Below are 13,716 nucleotides of genomic sequence, written 5' to 3' on the forward strand. Positions count from 1 at the left end.
GAAATTAGTTCGTTTTATCTGCAGATTAAAACAAAAACAAACAAACTAATTTAAACATTAGTGTTGAAAATTGTAAGACCGAGTTTGTTCGGGAAGTATAAACAACGTCTTACTATTTCTTCACGCTTTACTTCCCAAAAGCAATTTGGTATTGCCTTCAATAGCGCCGGACATAATCCGGACGGCCATACCCATGTCTAATTTCTAAATCAAATCAAAATGAAAAAGCTAATACTATTTATCGCATTTGCGTTATTGTTCACCATATTTTCTTGTACTCCTGACGAATACGAGACACAACCAACAAAAAAAGTTGAAAAGAATATTAAGAAGGCTCAGGCTGGTGATCCGGATCCTGATGGTCCTGGTGACAAGGGAGGTCAAACACCTCCACCAGTAAAACCTTAAAAAATTATATTTTTGATATCTAATTAATTATTATTTTCGGGGAAAGTAAATTCATATGTTACGATCCCCGTTTTTTATTTTTATCATGCTTCTATTCGTATCTTCCTGTAAAGAAGAAAAAACTGCTAATATAGATGCCGAATCTATAGAAAAGGAAGCTCTTAGCTTACGAAATGAAGGAATTGAAAATGTAAAAAATCAAAACTTTAATACTGCTTTTTATGGATATAATAAAGCAAAACTTCTTTTTGAAACATTAAAAGATTCTGCCAATATAGGATTTTTACTTATTGAAATGGGTAAAATTCAGCAAGTAAATGGAGATTATTATGGGAGTAAAGAGACAGTGACTGAAGCATTGCCATTTGTGAAGAAAAATGATATTTACAAGGCAACTATAAATAATACATTAGGCATTGCCGACAAGGAGCTTTCTCTATATAACGATGCGATTCTTTATTATAAAAGAGCAGCGGAAGATTATAAAAATCCTCTCGATAGACAAGCACCTTTAAACAATATCGCAACTGTTTACATTCAACAAAAAAAATATGGCGATGCAATATCTATTTTAGAATCTCTGCTGAAATCTCTTTTAAGCAAACAGTTAAAAGATAAAGCCCAACCTAGTGACAAATCTATAATTCTGGATAATTTAGGATACGCCTATTTTAAAAAGGGACAGGAAGAAAAAGGATTTTCATTAATGAATGAAGGACTTCAAATAAGAAAGGCTACTAAAGATACGTATGGAAGCATTGAAAGCTATCTTCACCTCGCCGATTATTATTCTAAAAAGGATCTTCAAAAATCGGACGAAAACGCTCATGCTGCTTACACTATTGCGACCAAATTAAATAGCGTTGACGAAAGATTAGAAGCACTTCAAATTCTAATTTCAAATGATAATACTCCCAAAACCAATAAATATGTACAGCATTATTTTTCTTTAAACGATAGTATTATTAAAGTTCGAAATAACTTTAAAAATAAGTTTGCCAAAATTAGATACGATTCGCAAAAGGAAAAAGATGAAAACGAAAAGCTTCGTCTGGAGAAGGCAGAAAATCAATTATCGCTACAGAGAGATAAATACCTCAAAATTGTATTTGCCATTGTATTTGTCTTTTTACTGATTCTAATACTAATTTTAATCCGTTATTTCAGAAATAAAAACAAGGCTATTGAATTTAAAACTTCGTACAATACAGAGACCAGAATAGCTAAAAAAATTCACGATGAACTGGCCAACGATGTTTTTCAGGTAATTGCTTTTACAGAATCTCAACCATTAGCTAAAGAACGAACGAAAGAAGATCTTCTTCAAAAATTAGATGATATTTATGGCCGAGTGAGAGGGATTTCAAAAGAAAATAACCGGATTGATACCGGTGCGCATTTTACAAAAAGTATAAAAGACATGCTCTCGACTTATCAGACTAACGCCAGAAATGTGATGGTTACGAATTTAGAAAGCATTGACTGGGACCATATTGATGATGTTAAAAAGATTACCATTAGCAGAATTTTACAGGAATTGATGGTCAATATGAAGAAACACAGTCATGCAAATCTGGTGGTCCTCAAATTTGAAAGCGACCAAAAATCAATCTTTATCAATTATATGGATAACGGCGTAGGGTGCGAAAATGATAAGATCTCAAAAAATGGTCTCACTAATATGGAAAGCCGTATTTTTGCCGTTAAAGGTACTATTGAATTTGACACACAACCCGATAAAGGATTTCGGGCAAGAATAGCAATGCCAAAGCAAACTTTAAGTAAAGTAAAAAAAATAGCTGCAGCATTTTAAGACTTATTTATAAAGAAAAAAAGCCTTCCGGGATTTTACTCCCAAAAGGCTTTTCACTACAAATTAACAGGCAAAATTATTTCCATCCGCCACCCAGGTCTCTGTAAACATGAACGGCAGCATTTAATTGTTCTTTTTTAGTATCAACCAATTCCAATTTTGCTTCTAAGGCGTCGCGCTGTGTCATTAAAACTTCAAAATAATCAACACGTGCCGATTTAAACAAATCGTTTGAAACACTAATAGATGTATTTAAAGCATCTACCTGCTGTGCTTTTAAATCATAACTCTTTTGAAGGTTATCGATTTTAGAAAGCTGAGTAGAAACTTCCAGATAAGCATTCAGAATCGTTTTATCGTAATTGTATAATGCCTGAAGCTGTCTGGCGTTGGCACTTGAAAATTCTGCTTTAATCGCACTTCTGTTAATTAAAGGCGCAACCAGATCTCCAGCAAGAGAATATAAAAGAGATTCCGGCATTGTAAATAAATAGGATGGTTTAAAAGCCTGAACACCAATTGCGGCAGAAATATCCAATCTGGGATAAAATTCTGCACGTGCAACTTTTACATCCAGTTTTGCAGCAACCAATTCCAGCTCGGCTTGTTTAACATCCGGACGATTTGTTAACAACTGAGACGGAATTCCGGAACTTACTGCTGATGGCAGTAAATCTGTAAAATTAGAATGCGTTCTTTTGATTTCCTGTGGATAACGACCTAACAAGAAATTGATTTTATTCTCGTTTTCTTTTATTTTCTGAAGTATATCAAACTCTAAACTTTTAGAGGTCAGGACTTCAGCCTGAAATTTCTGAACTCCTAATTCTGTTGCTCTAGCAGCCTGCTTTTGAATTTTTACAATTTCTAAAGCATTACTTTGCAAAGTAATCGTTTGTTTTACAATATCCAGCTGTGTATCTAAGGCCAGTAATTCGTAATAGGAATCGGCTATTTCTGCAATTAGATTGGTTATCACGAAGTTTTTACCTTCTACAGTTGCTAAATATCTGTTTAGAGCAGCTTTTTTTGAGTTACGAAGTTTTTTCCAGATGTCTACTTCCCAATTCGCGTAAGCGGCGATAGTAAAATCGCCTAGGGGATCCGGAGTTTCAATACCAGGTTTAATTTCTGTCGTGGCGTCTCCCGCTCCCTGACTGGTATAGCGTCCGACTTTTTCTACACCGGCACCGGCACGAATACCCGCTGTTGGAAGCAACAATCCTTTGCGAACACGAATATCATTCTTTGCAATTTCGATTTCCTGCAATGTCATATTCAGTTCCTGATTATTTTTTAAAGCGACATCGATTAGGTCTGTAAGATTTTGATCTTTAAAAAAATCTTTCCATTTTAGAGCAGACATATTGGTTGTGTCCTGAGATTTTACAGCTCCAAACGCTTCCGGAACAGGAGCGCTTGAAGTTGCGGTTTCAGCTGCAGGGGCTTTACATCCTGCCACGGCAAGACATAAACCCAATGCAATACTGTATTGATATAATTTGATTTTATACATGATTGTTGTCAATTTCTTCAGTTAATGGATTCTCTTCTTCATGTTTTACCAGTTTGTGTTTTTCAGCAATTTTGGCAAATATGAAATACAATCCGGGAATTACAAATACACCACAGATTGTCCCGATAAGCATACCTCCTGCAGCTGCAGTACCAATAGTTCTGTTTCCAATTTTTCCCGGACCAGAAGCAAATGCAAGTGGTAATAAACCGGCAATAAAAGCAAATGAAGTCATCAGAATCGGACGGAACCTTGCCTTCGCCCCTTCCATAGCAGCTTGTAAAACAGATAATCCCGCAGCATGTCTCTGGATGGCAAACTCCACAATTAATACGGCATTTTTACCCAATAATCCAATAAGCATTACCATTGCTACCTGCGCATAAATGTTGTTTTCTAAACCTGCAACCTTCAATAAAAGGAACGCTCCAAAAATACCCGCCGGTAAAGAAAAAATTACAGATAATGGTAAAATAAAACTTTCGTATTGTGCTGCTAAAACCAAATAAACGAATCCTAAACAGATTAAAAATACCCAGATTGCCTGATTACCCTGAGCAACCTCATCGGCAGAAATACCCGCCCAGTCAATGTCATATCCTCTTGGTAATTTTTTTTCTGCTACTTCCTGAATAACTTTAATCGCTGTACCGGAACTATAACCCGGAGCCGGGCCACCACTAATCTCGGTAGAAGTGTACATGTTGTGTCGGGTAATTTCAGAAAGTCCGTATACTTTTTCCAACTTCATAAAAGCAGAAAAAGGAACCATTTCATCACGATTGTTTTTTACATACAATTTTAGAATATCATCCGGCTGTGCACGATATTCCGGTGCTGCCTGTACGATCACTTTATAATTAATTCCGTATTTAATGAAACTGATTTCGTAGTTACTTCCCACAAGAGTTGACAAGGTATTCATGGCATTTTCAATTGAAACGCCTTTTTGCTGTGCCAGATCATTATCTACTTTCATCATATATTGAGGGAAACTCGCGCTAAAGAAACTAAATACGTTAGAAAGTTCCGGACGTTTATTTAATTCCTCAACAAATTCTTTATTAACCGCTTCGAGTTTTTTGAAGTCACTGGATCCTGTTTTGTCCAGTAAACGAAGTTCAAATCCTCCTGCTGCTCCATATCCCGGAACTGCCGGTGGCTGGAAAAATTCGATATTGGCACCCGGAATATCTTTTGATTTTTCTTCCAGTTCCGTCATAATTTCCTGCACAGATTGTTTACGGTCGTTCCAGTCTTCCAGGTTTATCAAACACGTTCCGGCATTTGATCCTGTACCTTCTGTTAAAATTTCGTAACCTGCCAATGCAGAAACTGATTTTACGCCTTCTACTGTTTCCGATATTTTTTGCAGTTTCAATGCAATGTCATTTGTTCTTTCTAATGACGATCCCGGAGGCGTCTGAATAATGGCATAAAACATTCCCTGATCCTCATTCGGAATAAATCCGGAAGGAACTGTAGCACTTATTAACCATGTTCCTGCACAAAATCCAAGAAGTACGATAATCGTAACGGCTCTTCTGTCTACGATTTTACCTAATACATTTTGGTATTTTCCCTGTGCAAGGTTAAATTTATTGTTGAAACCGTCGATAAACATGTTTACCGGAGTTTTCTTTTTCGGTTTACCGTGATTGTTTTTTAACATCATCGCACAAAGTGCAGGTGTCAGAGTTAAAGCTACAATACCCGAAAGAATAATAGCTGTTGCCATTGTAATGGAGAACTGTCTGTAGAAAACTCCAACAGGTCCCGACATGAACGCAACCGGAATAAATACCGCAGCCATTAAGAACGTAATTGCAATAATTGCCCCCGCAATTTCATGCATCGCTTTTTTAGTTGCTTTAAATGGCGAAAGATGTTCTTCTTCCATTTTGGCATGCACAGCTTCAATAACTACAATCGCATCATCGACGACGACTCCAATCGCCAGAACCAAGGCGAATAAGGTGATTAAGTTTAGGGAAATATCGAAAAATGTCATAAAAACAAAAGTCCCTACCAACGAAACAGGTACCGCAATCGCCGGAATTACCGTTGAGCGCCAGTCTCCAAGGAAAAGGAAAACCACTAAACCTACCAAAATAAAAGCTTCTACCAGTGTGTGAATTACTTTTTCTATGGAAGCATCAAGAAACTTAGAAACATCATACGAGATTTCGTAATCCATTCCTTTTGGAAATTTTTGTTTGATTTTCTCCAGTTTTGCTTTTACATCTTCGATTACCTGATTGGCATTACTTCCAAAAGACTGTTTTAATACAATTGCAGCAGAAGGTCTTCCGTTAAGGTTCGAATAAATATCATACATCGAACTTCCAAATTCTACTTTTGCAATATCTTTCAGACGTAAAAGTTCTCCGTCTGAAGTAGATCTAACTACGATATTCTCATATTGTTCTTTGGTTGTAAAACGTCCTGAATATTTCAATACGTACTCAAATGCCTGAGATCGCTTACCGGAACTTTCTCCGGTTTTACCAGGCGAAGCTTCCAGACTCTGACTTGATAATGCTTCCATTACTTCATCAGCAGAGATTTTGTATGCCAGCATACGATCAGGCTTCAGCCAGATACGCATTGCATATTCACGGGTTCCTAAAATATCTCCCGAACCAACACCATTTACCCTTTTTAATTCAGATAAAACATTGATATCTGCATAGTTGTACAGAAATTTCATGTCGGTATTTTTGTCTGTACTGTAAAGATTCACATACATTAACATACTCGGAACCTCACGCGTGATCTTCACACCTTCTCTAACTACCAATGGAGGAAGTTTATTCGTTACCGAAGCCACACGGTTCTGAACATTAATCGCTGCCTGATTTGGATCTGTACCTAAGTTGAACACAACCTGAATACTGGCTTCCCCATCATTTCCGGCATCAGAAGTCATATATTTCATTCCGGGAACACCGTTTAAGGCTCTTTCTAACGGAATTACAACCGATTTGATCATCAATTCCCCATTAGATCCAGGGTAATCTGCCGTAACGTTTACCATCGGAGGAGAAATGGAAGGGAATTGTGTAATGGGTAAATTTAATACCGACAATACTCCTAAAAAGACAATTATCAACGATATCACTATCGACAATACAGGTCTTTGTATAAATTTATTAAACATTTGTATATTTTTTAATGATTAATCTGAATACTAAAAACTGTTTACTGAACACTTTGTATTATTCCGCTTTTAATCGTAAATTGTTGATTACCTTTTGTGGTGCGATGTAAGCAAAATTGATTTTGTCATTTTCTTTTACTTTCTGAACCCCGTCAAGCAGGATTTTATCATTCTCAGACAAACCACTTTTAATTACATATAAATCAGGTATTTCGCCTGTTATGGTAATTTCTTTAGATGAAATTTTATTGTTTTTATCAACAAGAAAAACATACTTTTTATCCTGAATTTCGTAAGTCGCTTTTTGTGGTATTACAATAGCGTTTTTCAAAGGAACCATCATTTGAACTTGTCCTGTTTCGCCATTTCTAAGCAATTTTGCTGAATTTGGAAATCTCGCCCTGAAAGCGATATTTCCGGTTTCATTGTTGAATTCACTTTCTATAACTTCAACATTTCCTTTATCCTTAAATGTATCTCCATTAGCCAAAACTAAATTTACTTTATTGTCTGCACGGTCTGTCACATTGGTCTCATATTGAAGATATTCCGGTTCGGAAACATTGAAATAAGCAAACATCTGACTGTTGTCTGAAAGACTTGTCAATAATTCACCCTCATCAATAAGACTTCCGAGTTTTAAAGGAATTCTGTCAATTGTTCCGTCAAACGGAGCTCTGATTTCAGTAAAAGATAAGTGAAGTTTCGCCAGTGCAACCTCTGCTTTTGCAGATTGTAATTTAGCCTGAGCGACACTTAGTTCGTTTTTAGAAACGATATTTTTATCTGCTAATAATTTAGCGTTTTGTAACTCAATTTCAACTGATTTTTGCTCAGCCTGAGCTTTAAGTAATTCTGCCTGATACATGTTAGGCATAATTTTAAACAACAGCTGTCCTTTTTTCACAAACTGACCTTCATCAACATAAATATTTTGCAAAAACCCTTTTTCCTGGGCACGGATCTCGATGTTTCTGACAGATTTAATCTGAGAAACATACTCTTTTGTAAATGAAGTGTCGATTTTTACAGGATTAGTTACAGTGAACTTTTCCGCTTCTTCTTTTTCTTCTTTTTTTGCTGTACAACTGGTTAAGCACACCAAGGCCATAAAGCCTGTGAATAAGATAATTCTTTTCATGATTTTAAAAATGGAAATTAAGCGATTGAATGCCTAGAATACAAAGATTCCGTAAAGATGGAATTAGACATCTGTAAGCCTTTGGTCTGACCTTAAATTTTCATATAAGTAGAAGTAAGAAAAAAATATACATCAACAAGATATGCAGGATCGCAACTTAGGCAACCGATGTATACTTGAAAATCAAATTCTTAATACGCGTTGAGTAATGTATAAAGGATTTGAATGCCCTAAAGAAGGCGTAGAAATTTTAAAACGATTGGAATCATTTGCAGCAGACTGATCTGAAAGTGCCAGATATAAGTCGTTAACAAAACTGTAACCAGCTGCAAAAAGTTTTATGCTGTCTCCATCAACATCATCACTTCCCAGAAGATCCTCTTCTAAATCAATATCTGCGGCATCTTCTATTGTTGAAGATCCGCGATCCTGACTGGTAAATTTAACACGATGTTTCTTTTCCAGATTGTGGTGTTGAGGTAAGCCAAAAGTATTGGCATTCAAATACTGACCTCCGCCAAGCAGAAGCATATTCATGAATACTAAAAATACTATTAACTTTCTCATTTGGGTGCGAAAGTAATAAAAGATCGGAATAAAAAAAATAAAATAAGAAAGTCTTAACATTGGATCTTAAACGAAAACGTTTTCATTGTAATCGTGGCACTTGAGGCTTCTTATACAGAAAATAAAATGTAACTAATTAAAGACCAAAACTTAAACTAAAACTTCCATAATGGTAAATTCTTGTCCGGCTTTGGTAAAAACTGCACCAGTATCCCGCATACCGAATTTTTCGTAAAAATATTTTTTCTCTTTTCTGGCGTTGCACCAGATTTTTGTCAATTCTTTTTCTCTGGCAACATTAAAAATAAAATGCAATAACGCAGATGCCAGACCTTTTCCCTGATAAACATGCAAAGTAGCTAATTTGCGAAACTGCATTTCATCCTTTACAATAAAACACGAAACAACAGACACTACCTGATCTTCATTAAAAACGCCATAATGCAAACCGGTATCGTCCTCTTCAAGCTGAACAAATTCAAAAGGCTGGTCGGGCCACATTACCTCATGGCGAATCTGCCAGGTTTCTGATGCATCAATTGCTTTAATTACCATTCTTCTTTTTTAATTTCAAAAATAAGTGATTTTTAAATAATATCTAATTTATATCACCAATCCTAATTCAGATTATTGCAAAAAAAAGGGAATCAAATGATTCCCTTTTTTCTATATTTTTACGTAATAACTTTCTTCATTATTACTTTCAATTTTTTCTATTCCTGCTTCTGTTTTTTTGGCAACATTAATAACATGGAGAATAGTAGCTTTTTCATTAATACTACAATTCCATATACTTCCGTCTGAAAGTATAATTTCTGAGAATAGTGACACTGTGTTATTTGCATCATTATAAATTAAACTCTCTGTCCTGAGCAGCTTTTTTGTCTGGGTACTTTTATCCAGCTGATAAAATAAAATCTCGTCTTTTTTTATTTCAATTAATTCGTCAATATTAGAATTGTTATTTACCTGAGAACTGGACCAGACAGGTTTATTGCCCGATTTTTTCCATGTTCCAACAGCTACATCTAAGATTTTCTTTCTCAGAACCTCGCGCAGTGTATCTACTTTTTGAATAGCCTGCTGTCCTATTTTGCTATCAGGTTTAACTTTCGCCGCTAAAGAAAAAAGATCAATAGCTTTTACAAAATCATCCTTTTTGTAATAGGAAACTGCCAGTTCATATTTATTTTTCTGAAATGCCGTTTTTTGATCATTTTGTGCAAAAAGTTGAACAGATATCAAAAAAAAGGCAATAATTAAGTAGTTTTTCATCAAATTAGTAGGTTTAGTATTATTTTGCAAACGTAAATGATTTTTTGCAGAAAAATTTACGTAAAACCGTACTTCTTTTTTATTTTTTTCTAATTCATAAAAAAGAGCCAACATATATGCATAATAATGACTCTTTATAAATTTTATTTAAATTTAACTCAACTATTTAACATTAATAATGTTATTTGAAGGAGTAGCATCCATAAAAATTCCGCCGTCTAGCTGAATTTTTTGAATCTTTTTTGTAGTCTTTAAAATCACTTTTGCCGACTTTTGGTTTTTCTCCCAAATAGCAGGTGTCTGATGCAGCGTTACTTTAGATTTATCGGCAAACGTAATGATTACATCAAACGGAATAGCAAAACCTCCAATATTTTCTACAGTGATCGTTTTCCTGTCTGATGAGATATTTTTAATTGCGATATCTAAATAATTATTAGTGAAAAACCAGTTTTGGAAAAACCAATTTAGATTTTTGCCGGTTGTTGCATTGAACGAATTAAAATAATCCCAAGGAATCGGATGTTTACCATTCCATGTTTCCATGTACGTGTGAAGCGCTTTTTTAAACAAATCGTCTCCCAGCATATCTTTTAAAGCCAGATAAGAAAGAGAAGCTTTTCCATACGAATTATTACCATAACCTGCTCCCGAAACTTGTGTCGACATGGAAATAATAGGCTGATCTTCTTCTGCCGAGCGGTCATTTATATAATTCTGAACTCTAAATTCCTTATAAAATTGATCTGCATCCTCTTTACCATGTTCTGCAATTCCGATTAAATATTCGAAAGTAGTTGCCCAGCCTTCATCCATAAAAGCGTAACGCGTTTCATTAATTCCCATATAGAAAGGAAAATAAGTATGCGCCACTTCGTGATCCTGTACCAACTGCGCAAATTTTGCATCGCCCATTTGCGAATCGTTACATATCATAGGATATTCCATGTCGGCAAAACCCTGAAAAGCAGTCATTTTTGAAAACGGATACGGAACTCCCGGCCAGTTATTCGAAAACCAGTCCAAAGCATATTGATTGTTTTTTACTGAGTTTACAAAATCGGTTCCTTTAACATCATAAGCCGCCTGAACACTGGCTCTACGATTTGTTTTTTTATCTACAATTACGCTGCTTGCATCCCATAAATAATGATCACTTAATCCAAAACATACATCTGAAATGTTTTTAGCTTCAAACTTCCAGACATTCCAGTCGTATTGTTTGGTTACAATTCCGCTTTTCATTTCCTGCTCATTCGCAATGTGCAGAATTTCATCGGTTGTATATGATTTTTTTAATCGTGCTGCAAATTCAGGCTGTAATACCTCATCCGGATTTAATAAATCTCCGGTTGCGTATACCACATAATTTTTTGGTGCTTTTACAGAAAAGACATAATCATTAAAATCATTGTAAAATTCCTGGCGATCTGTATGTGGTAAGATATCCCAGCCATTATAATCGTCAAAAACAGAAATGCGCGGATAACTATAAGCCACAAAGAAAGTGGTTTCGTCAATTTGCCCTTCTCTGCCGCTTTCTTTAGATAATGGATAATTCCAGTCTATTTTAATGGTGACTTTAGTATGTGGCACTATTCCTTTTGTATACTTAACACGACCTACTGTTCCCCAACTTCTTGCATCTTCCTTATACACTTCATTTTCTATTTTTAAAGATGTAATTGTTAATCCGTTGCTTAAAAAATCGTCGCTTACACTACTTCCACGAGGCGAAGAAGGTTTATGAAGATTATTGACAAAACGAATCGCTATGTTTCTTAGCGTATCATTGCTGTTGTTTTCGTAAAGTATAGTTTCGGTTCCGCTGACCATCTTTGTCTTAGGATCAACCGAAATTTCCATATTATATCTGCCCTGGTTTTGCCAGTACTTTTTTCCAGGTTTTCCGTCCTTAGACCGGGTTCCGTTAGCATACGCCTCTTTTATATTTCGGGGCATGTAAAGTTCTTGTGCAAAATTACTTTGGGTAAAAAGAACAAATGCGATAATTGCCAAATGCAGTATTTTCTTCATTATAATTAATTCTTAGGTCTTTAAATTTATTTTAGATAACTATTAGTGGCGGTTTTCTGTGTAATGTTACAAAGTTAATTATTAATTACCAATGTCAATTGTGAATAGTAAGTGGTAAATAGAAAATTAAATACAATAAAAAAAAACGCCCATTACTAAAGCAATGGGCGGATTCTACAATTAAATATAACCTGATTACTACAAAATATAATCGGTGTTAATAAAATTCGATTCTTTGCTGTCCAGCAATTCCTGCAGAATTTCATTATTATAATCGATATCTTTTGAAGCTACAAACGTACGGATCGAGAATGAACGCAAAGCATCCGGAATACTTAAAGTTCCGACAGCCGAATCTTTTCTTCCTGTAAAAGGGAAAGCATCCGGACCTCGCTGGCAGGAACTGTTGAGGTTTACCCTGCAAACTAAGTTTACCAAAGAATCGATAAGCGGTGCCAGTGTTTTAATATCTTTACCAAACAAACTAACTTGTTGCCCGTAATTAGATTCTGCCATATCGTGCAGTGGTTCTTTAATATCCTGAAAAGAAATTACGGGAACCACCGGTCCAAATTGCTCTTCATGGTACACGCGCATCTCTTGATTTACAGGATATAAAACAGCTGGGAAAATATAATTTTCTGTATGTTTTCCTCCTTTTTCGTTTAAGATTTTGGCACCTTTTGAAATAGCATCATCAATTAATCCCTGAATATATTCTGGTTTTTCCGTTTCCGGAAGTGGTGTCAAGGAAGCTCCTTTTTCCCACGGATTTCCAAATTGTAACGCATCTACTTTTTCAGAAAAACGTCTGTTGAATTCTTCTCTGATAGATTCATGTACATAAAGCACTTTTAATGCTGTGCAACGCTGACCGTTGAACGATAAACTTCCTGTGATACATTCCTGAATAGCCAAATCTAAATCGGCATCCGGAAGAATAATTGCCGGGTTTTTAGCTTCTAAACCTAAAATTAAACGCAATCTGTTTTTATTAGGATGCTGATCCTGAAGCGCAATTGCCGATTTACTGTTACCGATTAAAGCCAGAACATCTATTTTTCCTGATTTCATGATTGGCGAAGCCACTTCACGTCCTCTGCCGTAGACGATATTAATTACTCCCTTTGGGAAACTGCTTCTGAAGGCTTCCAGTAATGGAGAAATACATAAAACACCGTGTTTTGCCGGTTTAAAAATTACGGTGTTACCCATAATTAACGCGGGAATTAGCAATGAAAAAGTTTCATTTAAAGGATAATTGTACGGTCCAAGACATAAAACAACGCCAAGAGGTCCGCGACGAATCATGGCGTTAACGCCCTGTACTTTTTCAAAATGCGAGCTGCGTCCGTTTAGTTCTTTATAACTTGCGATTGTATCGTAAATATATTCTACCGTTCTGTCAAATTCTTTTTGCGAATCGCCAAGGTTTTTTCCAATTTCCCACATCAAAAGTTTTACTACTTCCTCGCGGGTTTCTTTCATCTGGCTTACAAAATTCTCCATACATTTAATACGGTCTGCCACTTTCATAGTGGGCCATAAACCCTGCCCCATATCATAGGCAGCTGTAGCAGCTTCAACAACTTCTGCCGCTTCTTTTTCTGCCATAAACGGAATAGATCCTAATAAAGTTGGCGTATATTTTTCTGTTGAAGAAATAGTAGAAAATACAGGTGTGGTCTGCCCTGTCCATTGTTTCAATTCTCCGTTTACAAGATACGTATCCTGATTGATAAGCGTTTTAATCTGATATTCTTCTGGTATAAAACTCATAATTTGGTTTGTTTAAAGGT

Annotated in this window: 10 protein-coding genes; 2 read left to right on the forward strand and 8 right to left on the reverse strand. The window is 35.7% G+C overall.

Annotated elements, in window-relative coordinates; translation table 11 throughout:
• Positions 1 to 219: 219 nt before the first annotated feature.
• Positions 220 to 408 carry a hypothetical protein gene (locus ABEB31_RS02855; RefSeq protein ID WP_347049831.1) on the forward strand — a complete coding sequence of 63 codons (189 nt, stop codon included), beginning with the start codon at positions 220 to 222 and terminating at the stop codon, positions 406 to 408.
• A gap of 85 nt (positions 409 to 493) precedes the next feature.
• Positions 494 to 2,221: a tetratricopeptide repeat-containing sensor histidine kinase gene (locus ABEB31_RS02860; RefSeq protein ID WP_347049832.1), complete on the forward strand. Its 1,728-nt coding sequence runs from the start codon at positions 494 to 496 to the stop codon at positions 2,219 to 2,221.
• A 76-nt stretch (positions 2,222 to 2,297) separates the two neighbouring features.
• Here ABEB31_RS02860 and ABEB31_RS02865 read toward each other — a convergent pair whose 3' ends face one another.
• The 8 genes from ABEB31_RS02865 to ABEB31_RS02900 all read right to left on the reverse strand — a co-directional run bounded on the left by ABEB31_RS02865 (position 2,298) and on the right by ABEB31_RS02900 (position 13,696).
• The gene (locus ABEB31_RS02865) at positions 2,298 to 3,737 is read right to left on the reverse strand and encodes a TolC family protein (protein ID WP_347049833.1); all 1,440 of its coding nucleotides are present in this window, start codon (positions 3,735 to 3,737) and stop codon (positions 2,298 to 2,300) included.
• Entirely contained in the window at positions 3,730 to 6,897 is a 3,168-nt protein-coding gene (locus tag ABEB31_RS02870; protein ID WP_347049834.1) for an efflux RND transporter permease subunit, read from the reverse strand. The genes ABEB31_RS02865 and ABEB31_RS02870 overlap by 8 nt, the downstream gene beginning before the upstream one ends.
• Positions 6,898 to 6,955: 58 nt before the next feature.
• Positions 6,956 to 8,038, reverse strand: coding sequence for an efflux RND transporter periplasmic adaptor subunit (locus ABEB31_RS02875; protein WP_347049835.1), 1,083 nt, complete (start codon positions 8,036 to 8,038; stop codon positions 6,956 to 6,958).
• Between the two features lie 183 nt (positions 8,039 to 8,221).
• Entirely contained in the window at positions 8,222 to 8,605 is a 384-nt protein-coding gene (locus ABEB31_RS02880; protein WP_347049836.1) for a hypothetical protein, read from the reverse strand.
• 150 nt (positions 8,606 to 8,755) lie between these two features.
• A complete protein-coding gene (locus ABEB31_RS02885) occupies positions 8,756 to 9,160 on the reverse strand; it encodes a GNAT family N-acetyltransferase (RefSeq protein WP_347049837.1) in 405 nt (134 codons plus the stop codon).
• Between the two features lie 111 nt (positions 9,161 to 9,271).
• Entirely contained in the window at positions 9,272 to 9,880 is a 609-nt protein-coding gene (locus tag ABEB31_RS02890; RefSeq protein WP_347049838.1) for a hypothetical protein, read from the reverse strand.
• Positions 9,881 to 10,042: 162 nt separating this feature from the next.
• Positions 10,043 to 11,917: a M1 family metallopeptidase gene (locus ABEB31_RS02895; RefSeq protein WP_347049839.1), complete on the reverse strand. Its 1,875-nt coding sequence runs from the start codon at positions 11,915 to 11,917 to the stop codon at positions 10,043 to 10,045.
• Positions 11,918 to 12,115: 198 nt separating this feature from the next.
• Complete coding sequence (locus tag ABEB31_RS02900; RefSeq protein ID WP_347049840.1) at positions 12,116 to 13,696, reverse strand: NADP-dependent glyceraldehyde-3-phosphate dehydrogenase; 1,581 nt, start codon at positions 13,694 to 13,696, stop codon at positions 12,116 to 12,118.
• Positions 13,697 to 13,716 lie beyond the last annotated feature (20 nt).

Source organism: Flavobacterium olei (assembly GCF_039749035.1).
Taxonomy (GTDB): Bacteria; Bacteroidota; Bacteroidia; order Flavobacteriales; family Flavobacteriaceae; genus Flavobacterium; species Flavobacterium olei.

What these genes read in the sequence shown, in the direction of transcription:
- ABEB31_RS02855 (WP_347049831.1), top strand. Translation starts at nt 220, where the DNA reads ATGAAAAAGCTAATACTATTTATCGCATTTGCGTTATTGTTCACCATA.
- ABEB31_RS02860 (WP_347049832.1), top strand. Translation starts at nt 494, where the DNA reads ATGCTTCTATTCGTATCTTCCTGTAAAGAAGAAAAAACTGCTAATATA.
- ABEB31_RS02865 (WP_347049833.1), bottom strand. Translation starts at nt 3,737, where the DNA reads ATGTATAAAATCAAATTATATCAATACAGTATTGCATTGGGTTTATGT.
- ABEB31_RS02870 (WP_347049834.1), bottom strand. Translation starts at nt 6,897, where the DNA reads ATGTTTAATAAATTTATACAAAGACCTGTATTGTCGATAGTGATATCG.
- ABEB31_RS02875 (WP_347049835.1), bottom strand. Translation starts at nt 8,038, where the DNA reads ATGAAAAGAATTATCTTATTCACAGGCTTTATGGCCTTGGTGTGCTTA.
- ABEB31_RS02880 (WP_347049836.1), bottom strand. Translation starts at nt 8,605, where the DNA reads ATGAGAAAGTTAATAGTATTTTTAGTATTCATGAATATGCTTCTGCTT.
- ABEB31_RS02885 (WP_347049837.1), bottom strand. Translation starts at nt 9,160, where the DNA reads ATGGTAATTAAAGCAATTGATGCATCAGAAACCTGGCAGATTCGCCAT.
- ABEB31_RS02890 (WP_347049838.1), bottom strand. Translation starts at nt 9,880, where the DNA reads ATGAAAAACTACTTAATTATTGCCTTTTTTTTGATATCTGTTCAACTT.
- ABEB31_RS02895 (WP_347049839.1), bottom strand. Translation starts at nt 11,917, where the DNA reads ATGAAGAAAATACTGCATTTGGCAATTATCGCATTTGTTCTTTTTACC.
- ABEB31_RS02900 (WP_347049840.1), bottom strand. Translation starts at nt 13,696, where the DNA reads ATGAGTTTTATACCAGAAGAATATCAGATTAAAACGCTTATCAATCAG.